The 22,686-nt window shown below is 58.8% G+C and carries 24 protein-coding genes and 1 pseudogene; 10 read left to right on the forward strand and 15 right to left on the reverse strand.

The genetic code is table 11. The features are described from left to right. Window positions 1-32 precede the first annotated feature (32 nt). On the reverse strand, window positions 33-566 hold the full coding sequence (locus tag JIO00_RS22310) for a gluconokinase (RefSeq protein WP_010457327.1): 534 nt from the start codon (window positions 564-566) through the stop codon (window positions 33-35). A 215-nt stretch (window positions 567-781) separates the two neighbouring features. Between JIO00_RS22310 and JIO00_RS22315 the strand changes: the two genes are divergently transcribed. Further along, window positions 782-1,813, forward strand: a complete 1,032-nt coding sequence (locus JIO00_RS22315; protein ID WP_077748682.1) for a LacI family DNA-binding transcriptional regulator — start codon at window positions 782-784, stop codon at window positions 1,811-1,813. A 51-nt stretch (window positions 1,814-1,864) separates the two neighbouring features. Here JIO00_RS22315 and JIO00_RS22320 read toward each other — a convergent pair whose 3' ends face one another. Both JIO00_RS22320 and JIO00_RS22325 read right to left on the reverse strand, forming a co-directional pair. After that, window positions 1,865-2,479: a DUF998 domain-containing protein gene (locus JIO00_RS22320; protein WP_412070807.1), complete on the reverse strand. Its 615-nt coding sequence runs from the start codon at window positions 2,477-2,479 to the stop codon at window positions 1,865-1,867. Between the two features lie 103 nt (window positions 2,480-2,582). After that, window positions 2,583-3,455, reverse strand: a complete 873-nt coding sequence (locus JIO00_RS22325) for a LysR family transcriptional regulator (RefSeq protein ID WP_010457333.1) — start codon at window positions 3,453-3,455, stop codon at window positions 2,583-2,585. Window positions 3,456-3,576: 121 nt separating this feature from the next. On the opposite strand from JIO00_RS22325, the gene JIO00_RS22330 reads away from it, so the two are divergent. From JIO00_RS22330 to JIO00_RS22340, 3 genes are all read left to right on the forward strand, one after another. Continuing rightward, the gene (locus tag JIO00_RS22330) at window positions 3,577-4,008 is read left to right on the forward strand and encodes a PACE efflux transporter (protein WP_200666856.1); all 432 of its coding nucleotides are present in this window, start codon (window positions 3,577-3,579) and stop codon (window positions 4,006-4,008) included. A gap of 57 nt (window positions 4,009-4,065) precedes the next feature. After that, the gene (locus tag JIO00_RS22335) at window positions 4,066-4,698 is read left to right on the forward strand and encodes a glutathione S-transferase family protein (RefSeq protein ID WP_010457337.1); all 633 of its coding nucleotides are present in this window, start codon (window positions 4,066-4,068) and stop codon (window positions 4,696-4,698) included. Window positions 4,699-4,860: 162 nt separating this feature from the next. Beyond that, window positions 4,861-5,415 (forward strand): hypothetical protein, encoded by a 555-nt coding sequence (locus JIO00_RS22340; RefSeq protein ID WP_077748727.1) that lies wholly within the window; start codon window positions 4,861-4,863, stop codon window positions 5,413-5,415. Window positions 5,416-5,482: 67 nt separating this feature from the next. On the opposite strand, the gene JIO00_RS30215 is transcribed toward JIO00_RS22340, so the two are convergent. Together JIO00_RS30215 and JIO00_RS30220 are read right to left on the reverse strand one after the other, a co-directional pair. Then, window positions 5,483-6,055 (reverse strand): methyl-accepting chemotaxis protein, encoded by a 573-nt coding sequence (locus JIO00_RS30215; RefSeq protein WP_238706180.1) that lies wholly within the window; start codon window positions 6,053-6,055, stop codon window positions 5,483-5,485. A 27-nt stretch (window positions 6,056-6,082) separates the two neighbouring features. Further along, a pseudogene (locus JIO00_RS30220) lies at window positions 6,083-6,802 on the reverse strand (PAS domain-containing protein); the annotation flags it as partial. A gap of 824 nt (window positions 6,803-7,626) precedes the next feature. Between JIO00_RS30220 and JIO00_RS22350 the strand changes: the two are divergent. Further along, window positions 7,627-8,106, forward strand: a complete 480-nt coding sequence (locus tag JIO00_RS22350) for a GNAT family N-acetyltransferase (RefSeq protein ID WP_200666860.1) — start codon at window positions 7,627-7,629, stop codon at window positions 8,104-8,106. A 54-nt stretch (window positions 8,107-8,160) separates the two neighbouring features. Here the strand turns inward: JIO00_RS22350 and def are convergent, their stop codons facing one another. From def to JIO00_RS22365, 3 genes are all read right to left on the reverse strand, one after another. Then, entirely contained in the window at window positions 8,161-8,700 is a 540-nt protein-coding gene (def, locus tag JIO00_RS22355; protein WP_010457345.1) for a peptide deformylase, read from the reverse strand. Next, the gene (locus tag JIO00_RS22360; RefSeq protein WP_010457347.1) at window positions 8,697-9,653 is read right to left on the reverse strand and encodes a YihY/virulence factor BrkB family protein; all 957 of its coding nucleotides are present in this window, start codon (window positions 9,651-9,653) and stop codon (window positions 8,697-8,699) included. Before JIO00_RS22360 ends, def begins: the two co-directional genes overlap by 4 nt. Before the next feature lie 171 nt (window positions 9,654-9,824). After that, the gene (locus tag JIO00_RS22365) at window positions 9,825-10,016 is read right to left on the reverse strand and encodes a CsbD family protein (protein ID WP_010457349.1); all 192 of its coding nucleotides are present in this window, start codon (window positions 10,014-10,016) and stop codon (window positions 9,825-9,827) included. 200 nt (window positions 10,017-10,216) lie between these two features. On the opposite strand from JIO00_RS22365, the gene JIO00_RS22370 reads away from it, so the two are divergent. After that, window positions 10,217-10,594 (forward strand): hypothetical protein, encoded by a 378-nt coding sequence (locus JIO00_RS22370; protein WP_010457352.1) that lies wholly within the window; start codon window positions 10,217-10,219, stop codon window positions 10,592-10,594. A 205-nt stretch (window positions 10,595-10,799) separates the two neighbouring features. On the opposite strand, the gene fadD1 is transcribed toward JIO00_RS22370, so the two are convergent. Then, complete coding sequence (gene fadD1 / locus JIO00_RS22375; RefSeq protein WP_010457354.1) at window positions 10,800-12,500, reverse strand: long-chain-fatty-acid--CoA ligase FadD1; 1,701 nt, start codon at window positions 12,498-12,500, stop codon at window positions 10,800-10,802. A gap of 383 nt (window positions 12,501-12,883) precedes the next feature. Continuing rightward, window positions 12,884-14,572: a long-chain-fatty-acid--CoA ligase FadD2 gene (gene fadD2 / locus JIO00_RS22380; RefSeq protein ID WP_010457356.1), complete on the reverse strand. Its 1,689-nt coding sequence runs from the start codon at window positions 14,570-14,572 to the stop codon at window positions 12,884-12,886. A gap of 235 nt (window positions 14,573-14,807) precedes the next feature. Here fadD2 and JIO00_RS22385 point away from each other — a divergent pair, with 235 nt between their 5' ends. Together JIO00_RS22385 and JIO00_RS22390 are read left to right on the forward strand one after the other, a co-directional pair. Further along, on the forward strand, window positions 14,808-15,752 hold the full coding sequence (locus JIO00_RS22385) for an alpha/beta hydrolase (protein WP_010457358.1): 945 nt from the start codon (window positions 14,808-14,810) through the stop codon (window positions 15,750-15,752). 41 nt (window positions 15,753-15,793) lie between these two features. Continuing rightward, entirely contained in the window at window positions 15,794-16,264 is a 471-nt protein-coding gene (locus JIO00_RS22390; protein ID WP_008151121.1) for a MaoC family dehydratase, read from the forward strand. A gap of 189 nt (window positions 16,265-16,453) precedes the next feature. Here the strand turns inward: JIO00_RS22390 and JIO00_RS22395 are convergent, their stop codons facing one another. The 4 genes from JIO00_RS22395 to JIO00_RS22410 form a co-directional block, all read right to left on the reverse strand. Continuing rightward, the gene (locus JIO00_RS22395; protein WP_200666862.1) at window positions 16,454-17,311 is read right to left on the reverse strand and encodes an efflux RND transporter periplasmic adaptor subunit; all 858 of its coding nucleotides are present in this window, start codon (window positions 17,309-17,311) and stop codon (window positions 16,454-16,456) included. A 10-nt stretch (window positions 17,312-17,321) separates the two neighbouring features. Beyond that, window positions 17,322-17,528: a DUF1656 domain-containing protein gene (locus JIO00_RS22400; protein ID WP_008151119.1), complete on the reverse strand. Its 207-nt coding sequence runs from the start codon at window positions 17,526-17,528 to the stop codon at window positions 17,322-17,324. Then, window positions 17,515-19,503, reverse strand: a complete 1,989-nt coding sequence (locus JIO00_RS22405; RefSeq protein WP_010457364.1) for an FUSC family protein — start codon at window positions 19,501-19,503, stop codon at window positions 17,515-17,517. Before JIO00_RS22405 ends, JIO00_RS22400 begins: the two co-directional genes overlap by 14 nt. A gap of 158 nt (window positions 19,504-19,661) precedes the next feature. Continuing rightward, on the reverse strand, window positions 19,662-20,129 hold the full coding sequence (locus tag JIO00_RS22410; RefSeq protein WP_010457366.1) for a ferritin-like domain-containing protein: 468 nt from the start codon (window positions 20,127-20,129) through the stop codon (window positions 19,662-19,664). 203 nt (window positions 20,130-20,332) lie between these two features. Here JIO00_RS22410 and JIO00_RS22415 point away from each other — a divergent pair, with 203 nt between their 5' ends. Both JIO00_RS22415 and JIO00_RS22420 read left to right on the forward strand, forming a co-directional pair. Then, window positions 20,333-20,569 carry a DUF3820 family protein gene (locus JIO00_RS22415; protein ID WP_010457368.1) on the forward strand — a complete coding sequence of 79 codons (237 nt, stop codon included), beginning with the start codon at window positions 20,333-20,335 and terminating at the stop codon, window positions 20,567-20,569. A 28-nt stretch (window positions 20,570-20,597) separates the two neighbouring features. Continuing rightward, entirely contained in the window at window positions 20,598-21,779 is a 1,182-nt protein-coding gene (locus JIO00_RS22420; RefSeq protein WP_083375896.1) for an aminotransferase class V-fold PLP-dependent enzyme, read from the forward strand. 2 nt (window positions 21,780-21,781) lie between these two features. Here the strand turns inward: JIO00_RS22420 and JIO00_RS22425 are convergent, their stop codons facing one another. Beyond that, window positions 21,782-22,507, reverse strand: coding sequence for an intradiol ring-cleavage dioxygenase (locus JIO00_RS22425; RefSeq protein WP_200666864.1), 726 nt, complete (start codon window positions 22,505-22,507; stop codon window positions 21,782-21,784). Window positions 22,508-22,686 lie beyond the last annotated feature (179 nt).

Genomic DNA, 22,686 nt, shown 5'->3' on the forward strand with positions numbered 1-22,686 from the left:
CATCAGGACAGCGCTATCTCTTCGGAAAAAACTCATACGGCCTGTTTCAGGCCATGGGCCTGCCACCAGACATGCGCTTGCTTCGCCAGTTGCTCGACGCTGTGGTTTGAAGCGTCCAGCGCCAGGGTCAAGGGCTCGCCAACGGGGGATTCAAGGGTGGCGAACTGACTGTCGATCAGGGTCGAAGGCATGAAGTGGCCCGGCCGGTGGGAGACACGATCAGCGGCGACTTCAGGGGTCAGCTCAAGGAACACGAAGCCCAGGCCCGGCAAGGCGCTGCGCAGACGTTCGCGGTAACTGTGTTTGAGGGCCGAGCAGGTCAGCACCGGGCGCTGGCCTTGAGCGTCGACGCGGCGCAATTCATCGCACAGGCTGTCGAGCCAGCCGGCACGGTCTTCGTCGTTCAGGGGGATGCCCGCGCTCATCTTTTCGATATTGGCGGCAGGGTGGAAAGTGTCGCCTTCAATGGCGGTCGCGCCGCTGAGTTGGCACAAGGCCTCGCTGACGCAAGTCTTGCCGCAACCGGCAACGCCCATGATGACCAGGGCGGTGATGGAATGATTCATGTAACACCTCAGCGCGCAGACAGCGCTACCTTTGCCAGTTATGACGCTTGAGCAAAAGCAGAAGTTGCCGACGCCTTCTTGTCATTTTTGTGGGTTGCAGCATGTTCGTTCCCAATGCCAAAAAGCGGGGATCAGGCAAACCCCGCTCACGCATTTGCAGCTGCATCGAGACAGCGCTACCTTAGTGCCTCGAATTTTGTTTGGCAAGCCGTCCGATGATCTCCCCTAAAAACGATAAGAATACGCGCACCACTGGCCGCCCTACCCTGAACGAAGTGGCACGCCTGGCCGGTGTCAGCCCGATCACCGCCTCCCGCGCCTTGCGCGGCGTCAGCACGGTGGCCACCGAACTGGTGGAAAAAGTGCAGAAAGCGGCCCTTGAACTCAACTACGTGGTCAACCCTGCCGCCCGCGCCTTAGCCTCGGCCCAGAGCCATTCGGTGGTGGTTTTGGTGCCTTCGCTGTCCAACCTGCTGTTCATCGATACGCTGGAAGCCATTCATCAGGTTTTGCGCCCCAAGGGCTTCGAAGTGCTCATCGGCAACTTCCATTATTCGCGCGATGAAGAAGAAAACCTGCTGCGCAATTACATGGCGTATCAGCCTCGCGGTTTGCTGCTGACCGGTTTCGACCGCACCGAAAGTTCGCGACGGATGATCGAGGCGAGCAACATTCCGTGCGTGTACATGATGGAACTGGACAGCGCCGCCGGGCTCAATTGCGTGGGTTTCTCGCAACTCGCGGCGGGTGAAACGGCGGCGCACCATTTGCTGTCACGTGGGCGCAAGCGCCTGGCCTACATCGGCGCGCAGCTGGATCAACGCACCTTGCTGCGCGGCGAAGGTTTCCGCAAAGCCCTGCAAAAGGCCGGTTTGTATGACCCGGACCTGGAAGTGCTGACGCCGCGCGCCTCCTCCGTCGGCCTGGGGGGCGAACTGTTCCTGCAACTGCTCGCCAATCATCCTGATGTCGATGCCATTTTCTTCGGCAACGACGACCTGGCCCAGGGCGCCCTGCTTGAAGCGATGCGTTGCGGGATCAAAATCCCCGAACAAGTGGCGATCCTCGGTTTCAACGACCTGCCCGCCTCGGCGCACATGGTCCCGCGCCTGAGCAGCATCAGTACCCCGCGCGAGGCGATTGGCCGACGTTCGGCGGAGTTGATGTTGACCTTGCTGGCGGGCAACACCGTGGCGAAACCGGTGCAGGACATGGGGTTTGAGTTGAAGGTGCGCGAAAGTACCTGACACGGCATCTGATCGTTCCCACGCTCTGGTCTGCATGGGAACGATCAGTTACTAAGCGCGACGGCTTATCAGCACCCCGGCAAACACGCCAACCCAAAGGATCGACACGCCATAGTTGATCCGCTGGTACAAACCAAACCCCTGCCCCACCTCAACAGCCTGTCCCATCAATGGCAGCACCAACAACGCCCCAAGGGTGCATACCAGGGAAAACCAGGCGAACCATTTCAAGCCCAATACTCGCGACGCTAGATAGACCCATAGCGCGTTGGCGATCAACAACGTCAGAAACATCACCAGGCCCGAAAGGTTATGCAGCTTCTGACTGTCGGAGGGATTTTCCAGACCACAGCCGATATCGCAGGAAAAATAACCGGCGCCGAAACTGGCAACACCGTGCAGCACAATCAGCACCGCGCTCAGTCGAGCGAGTTTCGAGGTATGGAAGGTCGCGAACGCGGCCAGACCGAAGACGATAAACAACACACCCAATGGGTAATTATTGATCAGCGGCGACACGCCATGAGTCGGTGCCCCAATTGCACCCAGCTCACTCATTGCCTGATTGAGATGGCTGTATCCCGGATACAAACTGCCGGCAATCACTACACCAACCAGCAGCCAGATCGGCGCCAACAAACCCGCCACAAAACCCCATTTGATCATTCCCTTGTTCACGCGCCATTACTTCCTTGATAGACCTGTCCGAAACAGACAAGTGGTCAGCAACTTAGTGGCTCTTCGAAGAAAAGTCACCCCTGTCCGAGCATCATCCCCCCATCAATTCCACAAACGCCATCGCGCCTTTCTGCAACGGCTGGCTCTTGAGCCATACCGCGTGCACCGGCAGCACCAGACCGTTCTCGATGTTGCGGAAACTCAGGCGCTTGAGTCTTCCGGCATCGAGCAACGGTTGGACCACCGACAACGGAAAATTGCCCCAGCCCAACCCGGCTTCGACCATTTCCAGCGCCATGGCGAGGGTGTCGGTGCGCCAATAGGATTCGCCCACCAAAGGCCGGGTTTCGCTGATCGGCAGGTCGCGACTGGCAACGATGATTTGCCGCACGTGAACCAGATCCTCCAGAAACAAATCCTCGCCCTGAAACAGCGGATTGTCCGCTGCCAGCGTGGCGATCACGCGCTCGGTGCCGACGAACTGGAATCGCTCCAGTACGTTCATGCTCAACCCCGCGAAGGCCAGGCAAACGCTGACGCGACCGCTGTGGAGCATCGCCAGCACATCGTCCTGGGGCGCGCTGAGCAGTTCTATTTCCAGGAGCGGATGACGCTGGGCGATGACCTTGATCGCGGCCAGCAAATGGCGCTTGTCGAGGTCTGCCACGACGCCAATGGACAACTTGCTTTCCAGCCCCAGCGACAGCTCGATCGCATGCACCTGCAGCTGCTTGAGCTGTTCGGCGATCAACCGCGCGTGCGGCACCAACGCACTGGCCATCGCCGTCGGCACCGGTTCGCGATGGCTGCGATCGAACAGCGGATATCCGAGCTCGGCTTCCAGGTTGGCAATGCCCATGCTCACCGCCGACGGCACTTTGCCCAGCGCACGCGCCGCCGCCGAAAACGAACCGCGCTCGATCACGGCCAGGAACAACTCGATGCTGTCGCTGTTGAAATTCATTCCTCGTCCTATCAATAAAATTGAAAGCTTCTGACTTTTTCTGTCAGCACTATTGAAGCTATCTTTCGTCGCCTTCGCCAGTGCTGCTGGCTTCAAGTTCGCGAGAAAGAGGCAAAACTCCATGCAAGGCGTTAAACGAAAACTGGTCTACGTGTCGCTGTTCGAAGTCTTTGGCATGACCTTCTCGACGCTGGGCCTGGCATTGCTGTCCGGCACCTCACCCGGCAGCACCGGGCCGTTGGCCGTCATCATCACCACCATCGCAGTGACCTGGAATTTCATCTACACCACAGTGTTCGAGCGCTGGGAACGTCGTCAGCCATCGCGCACCCGCACCGTTAAACGGCGCATCGCCCATGCCGTAGGATTTCAACTAACCTTGATAGTGTTTCTCATCCCGCTGATCGCCTGGTGGATGAACATCAGCCTGCTGCAGGCTTTCCTGCTGGACTTGGCGCTGATCATTTTCATCCCGTGCTACACCTTCGCGTTCAACTGGCTGTTTGATCGCACATTTGGTTTGCCCGCCTCGGCGTTGCCGGATCCGGTTTGAAAACCGCGCAATGTCTGTCAGATTCCTGAAGCGTCGAATCGCTAACGGAGTAGCTCAATGGAACATGCACTGAAGATTTTGGGTAAGGCGTCGTCCATCAATGTCAGAAAGGTCCTGTGGACCTGTGAAGAACTGGGCGTTGCCTACGAACGCGAGGATTGGGGTAGCGGTTATGCCTCAACCCACACACCGGAGTTTCTGCGGCTCAATCCCAACGCGCTGGTGCCGGTGATCATCGACGACGCTGGAGTGCTGTGGGAGTCCAACACCATCTGCCGTTATCTGGCCGGCAAACACCAGAACACCGATCTGCTCCCCCACGAACCGGCCGCGCGCGCTCGGGTCGAGCAATGGATGGATTGGCAAGCCACTGAACTCAATGCCTCATGGAGCTATGCGTTCACGGCATTGGTGCGCAAAGATCCGGAGTTCCAGGACCCGCATCACATTGCTGCCGGTGTACGTGGCTGGAACCAGAAGATGGGCATCCTCGAACACCAGCTCGCGGCGACCAAAGCTTACGTCGCCGGGCCACGCTTCACCCTCGCCGACATTGTCATCGGGCTGTCCGTCAACCGCTGGCTGATGACCCCGATGGAGCGGCCCGATTACCCGGCCATCGACGAGTATTTTCAGCGACTAGCACAACGTCCGGGGTTCCTCAAGTTCGGCTGCAATGGCCTGCCTTGATGCCCTGCCTTGTTTGCCGCCAAGCGGCAAAGACTAACCGCAGAACCCACGTCACCCCCTCGACCAGCACTCACTAACTGGTTGATTTATAGTGGTTTTTGCTTATAGGCATACTATTTGCTCAAAGCACCGCACCACAACTACCTGCAAGGTCTATTCATCATGTTGGTCAGTGCCAAACAACAAACGTTAATGATCCCGCTCTCCAAGAAGCCCGGCGATGATCCTGCGGCTGAAGCCGCTGCCGGCCTTCAGGGGGCGATGCTGCAAACGTTGCAAAGCAACGTTCAGGCGCAAACCGCGCAGGTGCAGACTTCCGCCACCCGGGACGCCACCCGGCAAGTCAGCGAGGCGAGCAAAATCAGCGACAACGTGGATGAAGCGTTCGCCAAAACCCGCGTGCAATTGCAAGCGCTCGAGTCTCTCCAACTGCCGGCCGATGTTAAAGCCAGGGTCACGGACAGCGCCGCCATGAGCGACTTCAAGGACTACATGAGCAAAACGCCTGAGCAGCGCCTGCGCGACAGCATTCTGCAAGAGATGGGGCTGACTGAAGAAGAAGTACAAGCCATGCCACCGGAGAAACAACAGGCAATCGCCAAAGAGATCGCCGAGCGCACGGAGGACAAGGTCAAACTGGCGCAGGTCGAGAAAGAAAACGCCAACAGTGAGAAAGGCAGTAGCCAGGTGGTCGACAAGTTCCTCGCTTCGCTTTAACGGCAGGGAGAACCCTGCACTTCATGCAGCAACCGGCACAGCCGGCTGCTACAAGAGACGCGATCAGTCAGTTCAACTGCAACGTTTCGTTGAACTGACTGATCGCATCCACCACATGCCGCGACCCTTGCTGAATCTCCAGGATCACCTCCCCCGCCTCGTTCGCCAGTTCCACCCCAAGTCCGGTTCGACTCAAGCTCGACTGCATGCTGGTCACCGCGCTCAACGACAGGTCATGGTTCTTGCGCACCACGTCGACGATCTCCAGCGTCGCCTGACTCGTGCGTGCCGCGAGGCTGCGTACTTCATCGGCGACCACCGCAAAACCCCGCCCATGCTCGCCGGCCCGGGCCGCTTCGATGGCTGCATTGAGCGCCAGCAAGTTGGTCTGGTCGGCAATGCCGCGAATCGTCTGCACGATGGTGCCGATGATGTCGGACTGTTTGCTGACGGCATCAATACTGAGCGCGGCTTCGTTCAAATCCCGGGAAATGTCCTGGATGATCTGCACCGTTTGCTGCACCACCTGAGAACCTTTCTGCGCACAGGCGTCGTTTTGCACCGACGTGCTGTGCGCCGACTCCGCAGCGGTTTGCAACGTGGCGATTTGCCGGGTGATGTCGCTGGCAAACTTCACCACTTTGTAGAGCCGGCCCTTGGCGTCGAACAAAGGGTTGTAGGACGCTTCGAGGTACACGGTATGGCCGTGTTTATCTTTGCGTTCAAAACGATGGGAGTGATACTCGCCGCGATTGAGTGATGCCCAGAACGCTTTGTAAGCCGACGACTCGGCTTCGGCGCGGTGGCAAAACAGGCTGTGGTGTTTCCCCACCACTTCGTTGAGCGAGTAATGCATCGTCTTCAGAAAGTTATCGTTGGCCGTGATGACGTTGCCCTCGGGGGTGAACTCGATCACCGCCATGGAACGACCTATGGCGGCGAGCATGCTTTCTTCTTCGTGTTCCTTGTAAACCCTGGCGGAGATGTCAGTGGCAACTTTAATCACGCTTTTAACCTGACGGTCGGGACCGAACACCGGCATGTAACTGGCTTCGAGCCAGACCTCCTTGCCGCGCTTGTTCAAGCGCAAGAAGCTCCCGCCCACCGGTTCGCCACGGGCCAGGTCGCGCCACAACTTCGCGTAAGCCTCGCTGCGATAAAATGCTTCCTCGCAAAAGATCCGATGATGTTTGCCGCGCACTTCGTCGGCGCTGTACCCCATGACACTGCAAAAGTTGTCGTTGGCATCCAGCACGATGCCGTCCGGCGTGAACTCGATCATCGCCATTGATCGACTGACCGCCGCCAACTTGGCGTTGGCTTCGCTCAACGCGCAGCTATAGCGCTCGATTTCCAGCAGGTCAGCCTTGTGATGTAGGTTAAACATGGTCGTATCACCTTCAGCGCGTTCTTTTGATTGATGAAAGGTCTTTGGTCTTTCAACGGATCCACCACAACGTTCTATGGAACAGGCACACGCGTTCCTCCACGGGAGGAAGTGTCAGGTGATCAATGATGTTCAATCGGAGTGTCCATGCAGCAACGCACTCATCAAGACATCCTTCTCTTGATAGCCCGGGACCGGGCCAGCCCTAACGGTTTCATAAGTAATTCCCTTTACCGGCCAGCTCCTTGTTACTCCCTGTCGGCGCCTTGGGTTGGGCGCTCTTGCTGCGCCATCTTTCATATGGCGAGCGACATGGGTAGTTAGAAGTCAGCGTAGACAGTCGATAGAGGGGCGCAAGGCCACTAGTCGGCCAGTATTGAGGACAAAATCGGTTCAGCGAGGCAAATCAGGAATGCCTGTAGCGCTGCAGCGCATCAAACGAACTCGCAATGTCTGCCCGTGGGCGGCATCGAAGTAATGGGGCATGGCGTTGCTCAGATCGGGGACCGGTCCCCCTCTGTGCAATGGCGCAGGGAAATCTTGCGGATTATTGGGTTACTTCTTTAGGCATGCAGCAGGAGCCCGAAGACCGGGCTCCCTTGTGGCGAGATCAATGACCGAACACATCCACCTTCTTGGCCTTCTTGTCTGCGCGCTTTTCATCGGCGGTTTTCGCCGGTTTCTTCTTTGCCGCTTTTTTTGAATCCATGCCTTTGGCCATGATACGTACTCCACTCATACGGGATGTGAGATCAGGTATACACCTATCGCCGGCCGCGCGTTCTTTTATAATCGCCCGCTTTGCGCACCGACAGATCGAACCCATGCCCGACACCCAGTACACCCTGCTCGCCGAGCCGTTATGGCCGTTGATGAACAAGTTTTATCGCGCCCACCAATCGTCGATGAAAGCGGTTCGCGACGCTCAGCTGTGGGTCGCCAGACGCGAGGAGATCATTGGCGCGCTGTGTTTGCGGCCGGTCTCGGGGGGGCATTGGTTGACGGGATTGTTCGTCGATCCGGCCTGTCGCGAACAGGGCATCGCGGCGGCGTTGATCGCCGAAGCGGTGCGCGGTCTCGACCAACCGGTCTGGCTGTTCTGCCACCCGGACTTGCGGGGCTTTTATGAACGCCGAGGGTTTTCCTTCGATCCGCCAATGCCCTACGCCATGACCGAACGGTTGAGCCGTTATGCCCGCAGCAAACCGATGATCGCCATGGGCCTGGAACCGTCTGTGAGTTCGACATGTAGGAACGAGCCTGCTCGCGAAGGCGGCGTGTCATTCGACATCATCGGTGAATGACCCGCCGCCTTCGCGCGCAGGCTCGCTCCCATCGTGGTTTGTGGTGTTTTCGCCTCAGTCGTCAGCGTCAGGGTCGAGGTCGGGGAACATCACTTCGGTAAAGCCGAATTGGCTGAAGTCGGTAATCCGTGACGGGTACAACCGGCCGATCAGGTGATCGCATTCATGCTGCACCACCCGCGCATGGAATCCCTCGGCGATCCGCAAGATAGGCTGGCCTTTGGGATCGAAGCCTTCGTAGCGAATCTGCTGATAACGGTCTACCGCGCCGCGCAGGCCGGGCACTGACAGGCAACCTTCAAAGCCCTCTTCCATCAGCGAGTTCAAAGGTGTGATCAACGGGTTGATCAGAATGGTCTGCGGCACCGCTTCAGCGTCCGGGTAGCGTTCACTGTGTTCGAACCCAAAGATCACCAGTTGCAGATCGACGCCGATCTGCGGCGCAGCCAGGCCGACGCCACCGACGCTCTCCATGGTCTGGAACATGTCGTCGATCAGTTGCCACAATTCAGGGCTGTCGAACATCTCGGCCGGCACCGGCGGAGCAATGCGCAGCAGGCGTTCATCGCCCATTTTCAGGATTTCACGGATCATTTTATGGTTTCGTCAGTGTGCGGCTTGATCGAGTGATCCCGACCCAGTCCGGAAACGTGGTGTTTGGGTTCGTGATCGAGCTCACCGGGGACTTTTTCACCGTCATTCTTGCCTTCGGTCGACATGTGCTCGATCACTGCATTCATCTCCGCGCCCAGCAACAGCACCGCGGCGGAAATATAAAAATAGAGCAGCAACACGATGATCGCGCCGATACTGCCATACATGGCGTTGTAGTTGGCGAACTCCTTGACGTACAGGCCAAAGCCCACGGAGGCAAGGATCCACACCACCACCGCCAGCACCGAACCTGGGGTGATAAAACGAAACTCTTGTTTAACGTCCGGCATGACGTAATAAATCAGCGCCACGGCCACCATCAGCAAAATCACCACCACGGGCCAGCGCACGATGGTCCACAGGGTCACGATGAAGTCTTCCATGCCGACTTGCGCGGCAATCCAGCCCATCAGTTGCGGCCCGAGCACCATCAACGCGGCGGCGATCAGCAGCATGCCGGCGATGCCAACGGTGTAGATGATCGACAGCGGAAAACGCTTCCACGCGGGCCGGCCTTCGACCACGTCGTAGGCGGCGTTCATCGCGCTCATCATCAGCCGCACGCCAGCGGATGCGGTCCACAGGGCAATCACGATACCAATCGACAGCAAGCCACCCTTGGACTGCTGGAGTTGGTCGATCACCGGGTTCACCTGTTCCAGCGCCTGGGGCGGCAGGACCAGTTCCGATTGCAGACGCAGCCACGAGAAGAAGTCCGGCAGGTGCAGGAAACCGATCAGAGCGATCAGGAACAGGATGAAGGGAAATAGCGAAAACAGCATTTGATAAGCCAGCGCCGAGGCATAGGTCGACATCTCATCGTCGACGAACTCGGTGACCGTGCGCATCATGACACGGTGCAGGCGCAGGCCTTTCATGTGGGGGAAAAACATTAGCGTCTCCTTTCGCCGCAGGTTGGGTTGAAGTCGAGGCGACTCAGGGGCCGTTTTCTACATCAAAGTAGCCTACTTGGCGACTTTGAAACAATTTCCGTGCGCAAGTTCAGGCTGACACAAAAACGGCCATCCGTGGATGGCCGTTCATGTTGTTCATCAAAGGCCGAATCAAGCCTTGTCGACGCCTTTCTTAATCGCGTCCTTGGCTTTGCCGACCGCTTGCTGGGCCTCGCCTTTTCTTTCCTGCACGACCCCTTCGGCGCGCATTTTGTCATTACCGGTGGCCTTGCCGACGCCTTGCTTGACGTTGCCGGCGGCTTCGTTGGCCATGCCTTTTACTTTATCGCCAGTGCTGCTCATGGTGTTTCTCCTGTGAACAATTCAACGGAAAAAGTCGTTACACAAAGATTGACCGGGGGCATTTGCACGGAGTTTCATTTATTTTCACGGCGACATTTCATCGTTCAGTGCAGGTTGGGCTTTATGTTTGCCGACCAACCCCCGAGAATGCGCAACGTATTCAGGCCATGGCGCTGAAGATCCAATCCCGTAGGAATGTTATGAAACTCGATAAAAAGCAGGCCATTGCCCGCAGAAACCAGGAACTCGGCGGTGCTGTGCTTGGCGTCAACAACTGCCATTTCACCGAACTGAACCGCAACCGCAACATCTGGTGGTTCGATATCCCGGTGGCGCGCCTGGCCATTGGTCAGTACGAATGGGTTCACCTGCTGATGCACACGCCGGAAACCGACGAACTGCTGCACTTGAAAGTGCCGACGGTATTCCTGCGCGAGAAGCTTGAAGGCCTGGTGGTGCGCAACGAAGGCAAGCGCAAGGCCGCCTTGAGCCTGGAACTGAGCGCCGACAAGGACTCGTACCTGCAGGACATGCGTCCGGCGGGCACCAACGTCAATTTCGCGCCGTTTCGCCTGTAACTTTACACATCCCCTGTGGCGAGGGAGCTTGCTCCCGCTGGGCCGCGAAGCGACCCCAAAACAGACGCTGCGGTATTTTTGGTGTAACTCCATCGACTGGGTGACGACTGCTTCGCAGTCGAGCGGGAGCAAGCTCCCTCGCCACAAAAGCAGTTCTGATATCGCTGCAAACAAAAAGCCCCGCATCTGCGGGGCTTTTTGTTTGTTACGCGCCGACTTTCCTGGCGTTGAGCTTCTTCAGCTCTTCGTCGCGCAATTCGCGGCGCAGGATCTTGCCGACGTTGGTGGTCGGCAGCGCATCGCGGAACTCCACGGCGCGCGGGACCTTGTAACCGGTGACGTTGGCACGCATGTGCTCCATCACCTGCTCCTTGGTCAACGTCACGCCCGGTTTGGCGACGATGAAGATCTTGATCGCCTCGCCCGACTTCTCGTCCGGCACGCCGATGGCCGCGCATTGCAGCACGCCCGGCAGGGTCGCCAGCACATCTTCCAGCTCGTTCGGGTAAACGTTGAAACCGGAGACCAGGATCATGTCTTTCTTGCGATCGACAATTCGCATGTAGCCGTCCGGCTGGATCAGCGCGATGTCACCGGTCTTCAACCAGCCTTCGCTGTCGAGCATTTCATCGGTGGCGTCCTGACGCTGCCAGTAGCCCTTCATCACTTGCGGACCTTTCACACACAGTTCGCCGATTTCGCCCAGCGGCTGTTCAACGCCGGCATCGTCGATGACCTTGCACACGGTCGATGGAACCGGAATACCGATGGTGCCGATCTGGATGTGCTGGATCGGGTTCACGGTGGCGACCGGGCTGGTTTCGGTCATCCCGTAACCTTCGCAGATGGCGCAACCGGTGACCGCTTTCCAGCGCTCGGCTGCCGCCAGTTGCAGGGCCATGCCGCCGGACAGGGTGACTTTCAGCGCCGAGAAGTCCAGCTTGCGGAACGCTTCGTTGTTGCACAGCGCCACGAACAGGGTGTTGAGGCCGACGAAGCCGCTGAACTTCCACTTCGACAGTTCTTTGACCATCGCCGTCAAATCGCGCGGGTTGCTGATCAGGATGTTGTGGTTGCCGATCAGCATCATCGCCATGCAATGAAAGGTGAAGGCATAGATGTGGTACAGCGGCAGCGGCGTGATCAGGATCTCGCAGCCTTCGTTGAGGTTGGAACCCATCAGCGCCTTGCACTGCAACATGTTCGCCACGAGGTTGCGATGGGTCAGCATCGCGCCCTTGGCTACGCCGGTGGTGCCGCCAGTGTATTGCAGGACGGCAACGTCGCTGCTGGCCGGGTTGGCTTCAGCCACTGGCTGGCCGTGGCCCTTGCTCAGCACGTCGTTGAACTTGATCGCCTTGGGCAAGTGATACGCCGGGACCATCTTCTTCACGTACTTGATGACGCTGTTGACCAGCAGGCGCTTGAGCGGTGGCAGCAGGTCGGCCACTTCGGTGACGATCACGTGCTTGACGCCGGTTTTCGGCACGACGATTTCGGCCAGATGCGCCATGTTGGCCAGGCAGACCAGGGCTTTGGCACCGGAATCGTTGAATTGGTGTTCCATTTCCCGCGCGGTGTACAGCGGGTTGGTGTTGACCACGATCAGCCCGGCGCGAATGGCACCGAACACGGCGACCGGGTACTGCAACACGTTGGGCAGTTGCACGGCGATTCGATCGCCCGGCTGCAAGTCGGTATGCTGTTGCAGGTAAGCGGCAAAGGCACCGGACAATTCGTACAGTTCACCGTAGGTGATTGTCTTGCCCAGGTTGCTGAATGCCGGTTTGTCGGCGAAGCGCTGGCAGGAACGTTTCAACACTGCCTGAATATTCGGATACTCGTCTGGATTGATCTCGGCAGCAATCCCGGCAGGGTACTTATCCTTCCAAAAGTCTTCGTTCATGGAAGCCCACTCCTCAGCAACGCGAATTCAGCACCGCATTTGATGCGATTATTATTGGTGTGTGTTTGTCGGTGAATCTAGCGCTTTCATAAGCCCGAGACGTCACAAAGCGCGCCGAGAGTAGCAGCTTTGCCAAGGGTCGACTAGAGCCAAAAGCGGCCTCTACGGTCACAATTGTGACTCAAGAATTGCTAGCGGTCATTTTAGAGCAAAAATTCTATACACCCCTGAAAAGCCTGTGAAACCGGGGGCTTCAGATGTTTAAAAGCTTCGCGGGCAAGCCTCGTTCCTGCAGGCTCGCATCGTTCGCTGACTTAATGAACGACACGAACCTGCAGGAGCGAGGCTTGCCCGCGAACGCGCGAAGCGCGGCCATTCACCGACTACGCGATATCCCGCAACTCCCGCCGCAGGATCTTGCCCACCGGCGTCATCGGCAACGACTCCCGCAACACAATGTGCTTGGGCACTTTGTACGCCGTGAAGTTTTCCTTGCAGTACGCCTTCAGCTCTTCAAGGCTGACCCCTGATTCGCGGGCCACCACAAACAGCTTCACCGCCTCCCCCGAACGCTCGTCCGGCACGCCGATCACCGCGCAGTTGGCGACTTTCGGGTGAGCCATCACGATGTCTTCGATCTCGTTCGGGTACACGTTGAAGCCCGAGACGATGATCATGTCTTTCTTGCGATCGACGATGCGCACAAAACCGTCCGGGTCGATCACCGCGATATCGCCGGACTTGAACCAGCCTTCGGCATCCAGCACCTCGGCGGTGGCTTCCGGTTTCTGCCAGTAGCCCTTCATGATCTGCGGGCCCTTGATGCACAGTTCGCCTCGCTCGCCCAGCGGCTGCTCGACGCCTTCATCGTTGATCACTTTCAGGGTGGTGCCCGGCACCGGCAGGCCGACCGTGCCGATCCGCGATTTGTCGCCGTAGGGGTTGGTGCAGGCCACCGGTGAGGTTTCGGTCAGGCCATAACCCTCGGTGATGCGGCAGCCGGTGAGCTGTTCCCAGCGCTCGGCGGTGGCCTTGACCAGCGCGGTTCCGCCGGAGTTGGTCAGCTTGAGGCTGGAGAAATCCAGGGTCTTGAAGTCTGGGTGATCCATCAATGCAACGAACAGCGTGTTAAGCCCCAGCAGTGCCGAGAACCGCCAGTTCTTCAGCTCCTTGATGAAGGCGCCGATGTCGCGTGGATTGGTGATCAGCACGTTGTGGTTGCCGGTCACCATCATGCACATGCAGTTCGCCGTGAAGGCATAGATGTGGTACAGCGGCAGCGGCGCGATCATCACTTCCTGACCTTCGCGCAGCAATGGCTGACCGTCGCTGCCGAACTGTCCGAGGCATGCCCGCGCCTGTTGCATGTTCGCCACCAGGTTGCCGTGGGTCAGCATCGCGCCCTTGGCCAGGCCGGTGGTGCCGCCGGTGTATTGCAACACCGCGATGTCGTCGAGGCTGACGTTCAGCGGCTTGATGCCCAGGCCCCGGCCCAGACGCAGCGCGCTCTTGAAGGAAATCGCCTGGGGCAAGGAATAGTCCGGGACCATTTTCTTGACCTTGCTCACCATCGTGTTGACCAGCCAACCCTTGGCGGCAGGCATCAGGTCGCCCATCTTCGCTTCGATCAGGTACTGGATGTCGGTGTCGGGCAGCACTTCCTGGACCTTGGCCCCGAACATGTTCAGGTACACCAACGCCCGGGCACCGGAGTCCTTGAACTGATGACGCATCTCCCGCGCGGTGTACAGCGGGTTGGTGTTGACCACGATCAGCCCGGCGCGCAAGGCACCGAACACGGCAATCGGGTAATGCAAAACGTTGGGCATCTGCACCGCGATGCGATCCCCCGGCACCAAGTCGGTGTGGGCTTGCAGGTAACCGGCGAACGCCAGGCTGTAGCGTTCCAGTTCGGCGTAGGTCAGGGTCACGCCCATGTTGCTGAAGGCGGGGCGATCAGCGAATTTCTTGCAGGAACGCTCGAACACCTCAAGCACCGACTTATAGGCCCCAAGGTCAATATCCAGGGGCACGCCGGCCGGGCGTTTGTCATTCCAGAAATCAGGTTGCATTGTTCTTGTCCTCTTTACCTGAGCCTATCCGGGCCGCTTTTCTGTCACTTTTGTAAAAGCGGGGCTTCACGGACACTAGCAGCTATGGCGAATCAGGCAAATATGCCAATGGGCGTCATTGACCGCGTGAATCTTGCTGCAGCGGCGTGGCCTGATCAGACGGCAAGCGCTGGATGCGCTATACAATGCATCGAGGCTATTTTCATACCCGGCAGCCCCATGCAAAGGAATCGCCATGATCCACGACACTTTCTGGCTGACCGCGAGTGACCGCAGCCGCCTCTTCGTCAACCAGTGGCTGCCCGATCCGCCTTTGAAAGCCGTGATTCTGCTGGCCCATGGCATGGCGGAACACAGCGGTCGCTACGCCCGCCTGGCGGAAAAACTCTGCGCGCAGGGTTACGGTGTCTACGCGCCGGACCTGCGTGGACATGGCAAAACTGCCGAAAACGGGACGCTCGGCCATTTCGCCGATGACGATGGCTGGTGCAAAGTGGTTGGCGATCTGGCGAGCCTCAACCAGCACATCGGCCAGCAACATCCTGGCGTGCCGATCGTGCTACTCGGCCACAGCATGGGCAGCTACATCGCCCAGGCCTACCTGCTGCATCACAGCGCCAGCCTGCACGGTGCGGTGCTCAGCGGTTCGAACTTCCAGCCCATCGCGCTCTATCGCGCGGCACGTCAGATTGCCCGTGTCGAAAAACTGCGTCAGGGGCCCAAGGGCCGCAGTGCGCTGATCGAGTGGCTGTCGTTTGGCTCGTTCAACAAAAAATTCAAACCGGTGCGCACGCGGTTCGACTGGCTCAGCCGCGATCCGGCGGAAGTCGATCGGTACGCCAACGACCCGCTCTGCGGCTTTCGTTGCACCAATCAGCTGTGGATCGATTTGCTCGGTGGGTTGCAGCAAATCAGCAAAGCGTCCAATCTCGCTCAGATTGATCCGGGCCTGCCGTTGCTGGTGATTGGCGGTGAATGTGATCCGGTGAGCGAAGGCAAACGTCTGAAGGATCTGGCCGATGCACTACGCGCGGCCGGCAGCCAGAACCTGCAACTGACTATTTACCCGCAGGCACGGCATGAACTGTTCAACGAGAGCAACCGCGATGAAGTGATCAATGACGTGTTGAACTGGATCGCCCAGGCGCTGAGCCACCGCCGGCCACCCAGATCGGAATAGTTTTTTTGTGGATTTTTTATTCGTCACAGGAATTGAAACAGATGACCCAGGTTACCAACACCCCATACGAAGCCCTCGAAGTCGGCCAGACCGCCAGCTACAGCAAGACGGTCGAAGAGCGCGACATTCAGTTGTTCGCCGCGATGTCGGGTGATCACAACCCGGTGCACCTGGACGCGGAATTCGCCGCCGGCACCATGTTCAAGGAGCGCATCGCTCACGGCATGTTCAGCGGTGCGCTGATCAGCGCTGCCGTGGCTTGCGAGTTGCCTGGGCCGGGGACTATTTATATCGGTCAGCAGATGAGCTTTCAGAAGCCGGTGAAGATTGGCGACACCCTGACCGTGCGCCTGGAAATCCTCGAGAAACTGCCGAAGTTTCGTGTGCGGATCGCCACGCGGGTGTTTAACCAGCGCGATGAATTGGTAGTCGATGGCGAGGCCGAGATTCTGGCGCCGCGCAAGCAGCAGACGGTGACGCTGCCTACCCTGCCGGCGATCAGCATCGGCTGATTCACCTCTCACCTGTGGCGAGGGAGCTTGTCGGAACGCCGCACCGTCCCGTTGGGGTGCGCAGCAAATCAGGCGCCGCGTTTGATCTGATCAACCGCGGCGTTAGTTTTTACGACTGCTTCGCAGCCGAGCGGGACGGTGTGGCGTTCCGACAAGCTTCCTCGCCACAATGATTGCGGCGCAGCGTATTTAGCGTTCGCTTACCTGCACACTCGCCGTCATCCCCGAACTCAGATTCATGCCCTCCGGCAATTTATCAATCTTGATCCGCACCGGAATCCGCTGTGCCAGCCTCACCCAGTTAAACGTCGGTTCTACCTCCGCCAACAACTGCCCATCTGGTGTGGTGTTGCGATCGGTAATCCCGCGACTGATGCTTTCCACATGCCCGTCCAGCGCTTCTCCCGCGCTCATCAACCAGATCTTCACCGGATCGCCAACCCGAATCCGCGACAACTTGGTTTCCTCGAAATACGCCTGCACATAGAAGGTCGAATCATCGATCAATGCCATCACCGGTTGCCCGGCGTTCACATAATTGCCTTGGGCCAGGCGCAGGTTGGTGATGTGGCCGCTGCGAGGCGCATGGACCTGACTGCGCGCCAGATTGAGTTCGGCAACCTTGGCTTCCGCCTGAGCTTCACGCAATTCACCCCGGGCGATACCGGCGTTGATTTGCGCGTTCTCGCGCAGCTCGGCACTGATGGCTTGCGGCCCGAGGCTGGCGCGGCGACTGGCTTCGCGTTCGCGCAGATTGAGTTGTTGCTGGCGGGTCTGCACCACCGCCTGGGCCTTCTCCAGCGCCGCTTCGAACCGGTCACGATCGATGCTCAGCAACAGGTCGCCCGCCTTGACCGGCTGGTTATCGAACGCCTTGAGCTCACGCACCCACCCCGAGACGTCCGGGGCGATGACCACCACGTCGGCGCGGATCCGCGCATCCCGGGTCCAGGGCGTAAGCATGTAGTACTGACACAAATGGAAGCCGGCAAAGATCGCCACCGCCACCAGGCACAGGGTTACCGCGACACGTACGGGGGTACGCATGTTCAACTCCTTATAAAGGTCCGAGGACGACGGTGATCAGGGTCAATACACAGACGTACAAGGCGCAATCAAACAGTGCTTCGTGCCAGATCCAGCGGCCGACCGGTGTCAGGCGCAACAGCATGCGCAAGGCTCCGGTGACCAGCAGTGCCAGCAGCACATAAATCAAAAACGGACTGAGCAGCACGCCGCCCACCGACCACTCACGCAAGCCCATGGCTTTGCTCCTGTTGACGGCACCAGGCGCGCCAACTGCTCTGCAGTTGCAGCACCGCGCCCTGAGCCAGTTTCACCGCGTCGCTGGGTGGCAACGCGTACAAGGTCTTCAAGAAATCTGCGCTGGGTCGTTCGAGCGCATCGGCGCAGTTGCCCGCAGGGCCCTGCTCAAGGACTTTTTCCAACTGCTCGAGATAACGCCGCTGCGGTGCGCTGACCGGCACTTGCGCCACCGCCAGGCTCAACCGCAGATGCAACAATTCATCGCCGATATCGAGGCCGAGCAAGCCGTCATCCCAGCGACTGCGCGCCGGTTCCGGCAACTCGGGATAGTGCCGCGCCAGTTGCAGCAAGCGGTCGGCCATGCGTCCGCCAAACCAGCTTTCGGCACCCCGCAGGTTACGTCGGGTCAGCCGCACCAGATCGTCGAGCGTCGCTGCCAGCAAGCGGCGGCCATGCCACGCCGGGTTACGCAGGATCAGCAAATGAAACGCCAGCACCGCCGCGCCGACACCGACCACCATCGCCTGGGCGCTGTTGAAGAACGTGGCGACGTCGAATTTCATCGCGTTCAGCGGCGACACCAGCACGATGAAATGCAGACAGAACGAAGTCGCCGTGGCCCCAATCTGCGGCTTGGCCATGCCCAGCGCACCGAAAAACAACGGCACGCCCATGCCCATGCAGAGCAAGGCAAATCCGCTCCATTGCGGCAGCAGAATCTGCCCGACGAAAAACGCCGCGGGAATCGCCAGGAAAATGCCACGCATAAAACTCATGCCGATCTGCGCACCGTTCTCTCGACTGGCGAACAGGCTGCACACCACGCACGTCAGCACCAGGGCGCCCGACGCGGCGGGCCAGGCCGTCGCCAGCCAGAAGCACGACACCACCAGAAACGCCAGGGCACTACGCGCGCCAAACACCAGCGCCAATGACAGGTCGCGGTGCGGCGCCAGGGTGCGTGGCGGATCGACCGTTTCGCGCCCCTCCTCCACCGCTTTCATCGCCGCAGTGGCCGCCATCGCGGTATCGAGCAACAAGGTGAAACGGGCCAGGCAATAACTCTGCGCCGAGCTGATGTGCGGGTCATGGGACGCATCGAGCAACCTCGGCCGCAACGCTTGCAGGGTCGCCGTATCGTCGCCGCTGAGCGCAACCTGAACCTCGGTCATCCACGGCGACAGTTGCTCGGCTTCCTGTGGTTCCAGTTGCTTCCACTGACGGCGCACCGAACGGGCAATGCGCAGCAGCATCAAGAGCTTCTGGCTCAAGCCGCTGATGGCTCGTGCCCGCTGCCGACCCAGGCCACCTTCAAACCAGGCATGTTCGCGCTGGGCATCGACCGCGACGATTCGCCCGAGGATTTCCAGCAACCCCTTACGGGCCTGAGCATCGCCGGCCAGCGTTGCACGCGCAGCATTCATCCCGCTGTTCCAGGCGGCTCGCGCCTGATCCGCCAGTTGTCGCTCGACGCGCATCGGCCACAGCAACGCGCTGGCCGCCGTGGCGCACAGGATGCCCAGACAGATTTCCGTGCAGCGCGCCACGGCCTGGTCGAACACCGTCAGCGGATGGGTAATGGCCGGCAATGCGATGATCGCCACCGTGTAACCGGCCAGCACAAATGAATAGGACCAGGCACTGCGCAGCAACGTTGAACTCGCCGTACACAACCCGAGCCACAACGCCAAGGCCAGCAAAAACAGCCAAGGCGTCTGGGCGAACAAGCCCATGAATACCACCGACATAATCGTGCCGACCAGCGTGCCCAGCAGCCGTGCCAGCCCCTTCTGCACCACCATTCCAGACAATGGCTGAGCGACGATGAACGCCGTCATCAATGCCCAGGCGGGTTGCTCAAGCCCCCAGCGCAATGCCAGCCACAGGGCCAGACCGCCACCGATCAGGGTTTTGATTGCGAACTGTAGGGCGCGGCGGTCAGGCGCAAACAAAGCCTGCAAAGTGATAGGCACGTAAAAGACTCTTGAAAGGACGTTTTTAACGATAGTCGGGTTCACTGAAGTCACTTGAAAAACAAATTATTAGCGAGCTATCTATATTCCGTCCAGCGTTAAATCCCAGACACAAAAAAACGCCAGACTGGCTGGCGTTTTTGACAGGCTACGAACGCTTAAGAGCGTGCGCGAGCCTGGTTGCGCAGGGCTTTTACCTGGTCGTGATTGCGTTGCACGCCGTGGTACTGACGTTCAACCAGGTCACGAATGCCCACCAGATTGTGCTTGTTGATTTTTTCGAGGGCTTCTTTGTAAGCCTTCAGTGCATGGTCTTCACCGCGTTCGGCTTCGTTCAGCACGGCTTCTTCATCCTTGCCGGTGAACATCGCTTTGACGTCGACCCAACGACGGTGCAGATCACCGCTGACACTGGTGGACGTTTCCGGATCGCCGCCCATCGAACGCACGGCACTCTGAAGTTCGGCAGCGGCGGTGGCGCAGTCGGCGGAGCGTTGCACGAACAGGGTTTTGAGTTCAGGGTGTTTGATGTCTTCAGCGCAAGTCTTGAACCCTTCCTGACCGTCTTTGCTGGTTTCAATCAGGTCGTTGAGTACAGAGATCGCTTCTTTATTCATGTCGGTCATTTTTCAATTCCTTGCGGGTTGATGAAAGATGCAATAGCTATTGCACCCTGCATGCCAGCTTCGAACTGAGAATTTATGCCTTATATTTCAATAAGTTAGTTATAGCGACCAAATCTGTATCCGCTTTTTTTGCATGAACTGTCAATTGGCCTGCATGCAGAATGCCTGTATTTTCCAGCCTGATGAATCAAGACGACCGATAGATGAACCCTGAAAAGCTCGAACTGTTGATCACCCGTGAAATGCCCTTCGGCAAATACAAGGGTCGCATCATTGCCGACCTGCCCGGCCAATACCTGAACTGGTTCGCCCGTGAAGGATTCCCGCACGGTGAGCTGGGCGGATTGCTGGCCCTGATGCAGGAGATCGACCACAACGGTCTGTCGGACCTGCTCGAACCGCTGCGCGCCAAACACGGCAAACCTGCCCCGCGCCACTGACATCGTCATCAAAAAAGCCGAGTAGCTCATGCCCGATAACACCCGTCGCGCCCGTGATGAACATTTCTGGAAAACCTTTGCCGACCGCTACTCGGTCGAACCCGGGCCCATCAACCTTGAAAACGGTTACTTCGGACGGATGTCGCGCACCGTGGTCGAGGAGTACGAGCGCAATATCGAGCTGATCAACCGCAGCAACTCGGTGCATGTACGCCAGCGTTTCGAACAGATCGAAAGTCTCGAGATCCGGGCGCAGCTCGCCCGCCTGATCGACGTTCCAGTCGACACCGTGGCCCTCACCCGTAACGCGTCGGACGGCCTGCAATCGTTGATCCGCAATTACAATCGCCTTCAGCCGGGCGATCAGGTGCTGATTTGCGATCTGGAGTACGACACGGTCAAAGGCGCGATGCGTTGGCTGGCGCGGCATCGCGGCGTGGAAGTGATCGAAATCGACCACGCGCACCCTGCAACGTTTGACAGCTTGCTGGCGACTTATCGCGACGCTTTCGCGCGTTATCCAAAGCTCAAATTGATGGCCCTGACCCATGTCACCCATCGCACCGGATTGGTCATGCCCGTGCAGGCCATTGCTGCTGCCGCGAAAGAATACGGCATCGACGTGATCCTTGACGGCGCGCACGCCCTCGGCCAGATCGAGTTCAATCTGGATGAACTGGGCGTTTCTTTCGCCGGCTTCAACCTGCACAAATGGATTGGCGCGCCCCTGACGCTGGGCTTTATCTATATAGACCCCGAGCGTTTGGCCGACATCGACCCAGACATGGGCGAGATGCACTTCCCGGTCACCGATATCCGCGCCCGCACGCCCTACAGCACACCGAACATCCCGGCCCTGCTGACGCTGCCGCTGGTGTTCGAGGAGCATCTCGCCATGGGCGGGGCCGCTGCCAAGAGCACACGGCTCAATTACCTGCGCAACCGGTGGGTCAGCGCCGTTCGCGAGTTACCGGGGATCGAGATCATGACACCCGATGACCCGCGACTGTATTGCGGCATTACCTCGATGCGCTTTACCCGGCATACCGATCAACAGGCGATGGTCGAGCGGCTGCTCAGCGATTACAACCTGTTCACCGTGGTCCGCAGTGGCGCGGCGAGCGGGCCCTGCATTCGCATTACACCGGGACTCACCACCACCGCTGCCGACATGGATCTGCTGGCCAGGGCGCTGAGCGAGTTGCGCTGACGTCAGACCGTGTATTTGTCGAAGTCCTCCGGCTTGATTTGCGTCGAAGCGGCGAACGTGTCGATACCGATGGTCGTATGCCCGAAAAAGCCATCCTCGTTCGAGTCTCGACCGAGGGTGTGGACCGTCAATGTCGAAGCCTCGCCAGCCTGCTCGCGGTAATAAGTGTCTTCATTGTTGCTCAACGGCGAGACCGATCGGCCGCTGTAGTCCCGGGCGTTTAGCACCGAACGTGAAGCGGGTTCGGGGAAGTAGAGCTGACCGACCCAGGCGACGTGTCGTTCGTCGAGGTAATTGTTGCCGGACGTAATGCGCACGGCGACATGAATGTGCAAGGTACGGCCGGCATAGAACCCCGGGTAGATGGTGGTAAACCGCACAATGCCCTTTTTGTCGGTGAATTGTCCGCCTCGCAGATAGGTGTCGTCGTCGGTGCGCGGGATGGAGCCGATGTCCCCGACATCGACTTCCTGGTCCGGATCGACCTTGCTCCAGCCCGAATACGCACCGCGCGCATTGCAATGCCAGATATCGACCAGGGCTCCGGTCACCGGCTCCCCCGTCATGGCATCGACAATCGACAATCGCAGCACCAGGGGAATGCCATCGGCGCTCTCGCTGATGTTGCGCCTGATCAGTTTCGGATTGCGGAAATACGGGCCGGCAATTTGCTCGGGAGACAGCAGGTAAACGGAGGGTGCGGGTGTTGCGGAGGTGGTGTCGTCCATGACGTTCTCTCTTCCATAAGATGAACGCAGGTTAACGCTGGATGGGCGGCGAGAGGCGGTAACTATGTATCGCATCATTTCCCTTGCAGGAGCGGTATTTCATCAGGCAAAAAAAAACGGTGCACCGACCAAGCGCACCGTAAAGCCGTAGAACACACAACGAAGTGTTTGGTAAAAGC

The sequence above is a fragment of the Pseudomonas sp. SW-3 genome (assembly GCF_016615645.1).
In the GTDB taxonomy this organism is placed as follows: Bacteria; Pseudomonadota; Gammaproteobacteria; order Pseudomonadales; family Pseudomonadaceae; genus Aquipseudomonas; species Aquipseudomonas mandelii.

What these genes read in the sequence shown, in the direction of transcription:
- JIO00_RS22310 (WP_010457327.1), bottom strand. Translation starts at nt 566, where the DNA reads ATGAATCATTCCATCACCGCCCTGGTCATCATGGGCGTTGCCGGTTGC.
- JIO00_RS22315 (WP_077748682.1), top strand. Translation starts at nt 782, where the DNA reads ATGATCTCCCCTAAAAACGATAAGAATACGCGCACCACTGGCCGCCCT.
- JIO00_RS22320 (WP_412070807.1), bottom strand. Translation starts at nt 2,479, where the DNA reads ATGATCAAATGGGGTTTTGTGGCGGGTTTGTTGGCGCCGATCTGGCTG.
- JIO00_RS22325 (WP_010457333.1), bottom strand. Translation starts at nt 3,455, where the DNA reads ATGAATTTCAACAGCGACAGCATCGAGTTGTTCCTGGCCGTGATCGAG.
- JIO00_RS22330 (WP_200666856.1), top strand. Translation starts at nt 3,577, where the DNA reads ATGCAAGGCGTTAAACGAAAACTGGTCTACGTGTCGCTGTTCGAAGTC.
- JIO00_RS22335 (WP_010457337.1), top strand. Translation starts at nt 4,066, where the DNA reads ATGGAACATGCACTGAAGATTTTGGGTAAGGCGTCGTCCATCAATGTC.
- JIO00_RS22340 (WP_077748727.1), top strand. Translation starts at nt 4,861, where the DNA reads ATGTTGGTCAGTGCCAAACAACAAACGTTAATGATCCCGCTCTCCAAG.
- JIO00_RS22350 (WP_200666860.1), top strand. Translation starts at nt 7,627, where the DNA reads ATGCCCGACACCCAGTACACCCTGCTCGCCGAGCCGTTATGGCCGTTG.
- def (WP_010457345.1), bottom strand. Translation starts at nt 8,700, where the DNA reads ATGATCCGTGAAATCCTGAAAATGGGCGATGAACGCCTGCTGCGCATT.
- JIO00_RS22360 (WP_010457347.1), bottom strand. Translation starts at nt 9,653, where the DNA reads ATGTTTTTCCCCCACATGAAAGGCCTGCGCCTGCACCGTGTCATGATG.
- JIO00_RS22365 (WP_010457349.1), bottom strand. Translation starts at nt 10,016, where the DNA reads ATGAGCAGCACTGGCGATAAAGTAAAAGGCATGGCCAACGAAGCCGCC.
- JIO00_RS22370 (WP_010457352.1), top strand. Translation starts at nt 10,217, where the DNA reads ATGAAACTCGATAAAAAGCAGGCCATTGCCCGCAGAAACCAGGAACTC.
- fadD1 (WP_010457354.1), bottom strand. Translation starts at nt 12,500, where the DNA reads ATGAACGAAGACTTTTGGAAGGATAAGTACCCTGCCGGGATTGCTGCC.
- fadD2 (WP_010457356.1), bottom strand. Translation starts at nt 14,572, where the DNA reads ATGCAACCTGATTTCTGGAATGACAAACGCCCGGCCGGCGTGCCCCTG.
- JIO00_RS22385 (WP_010457358.1), top strand. Translation starts at nt 14,808, where the DNA reads ATGATCCACGACACTTTCTGGCTGACCGCGAGTGACCGCAGCCGCCTC.
- JIO00_RS22390 (WP_008151121.1), top strand. Translation starts at nt 15,794, where the DNA reads ATGACCCAGGTTACCAACACCCCATACGAAGCCCTCGAAGTCGGCCAG.
- JIO00_RS22395 (WP_200666862.1), bottom strand. Translation starts at nt 17,311, where the DNA reads ATGCGTACCCCCGTACGTGTCGCGGTAACCCTGTGCCTGGTGGCGGTG.
- JIO00_RS22400 (WP_008151119.1), bottom strand. Translation starts at nt 17,528, where the DNA reads ATGGGCTTGCGTGAGTGGTCGGTGGGCGGCGTGCTGCTCAGTCCGTTT.
- JIO00_RS22410 (WP_010457366.1), bottom strand. Translation starts at nt 20,129, where the DNA reads ATGACCGACATGAATAAAGAAGCGATCTCTGTACTCAACGACCTGATT.
- JIO00_RS22415 (WP_010457368.1), top strand. Translation starts at nt 20,333, where the DNA reads ATGAACCCTGAAAAGCTCGAACTGTTGATCACCCGTGAAATGCCCTTC.
- JIO00_RS22420 (WP_083375896.1), top strand. Translation starts at nt 20,598, where the DNA reads ATGCCCGATAACACCCGTCGCGCCCGTGATGAACATTTCTGGAAAACC.
- JIO00_RS22425 (WP_200666864.1), bottom strand. Translation starts at nt 22,507, where the DNA reads ATGGACGACACCACCTCCGCAACACCCGCACCCTCCGTTTACCTGCTG.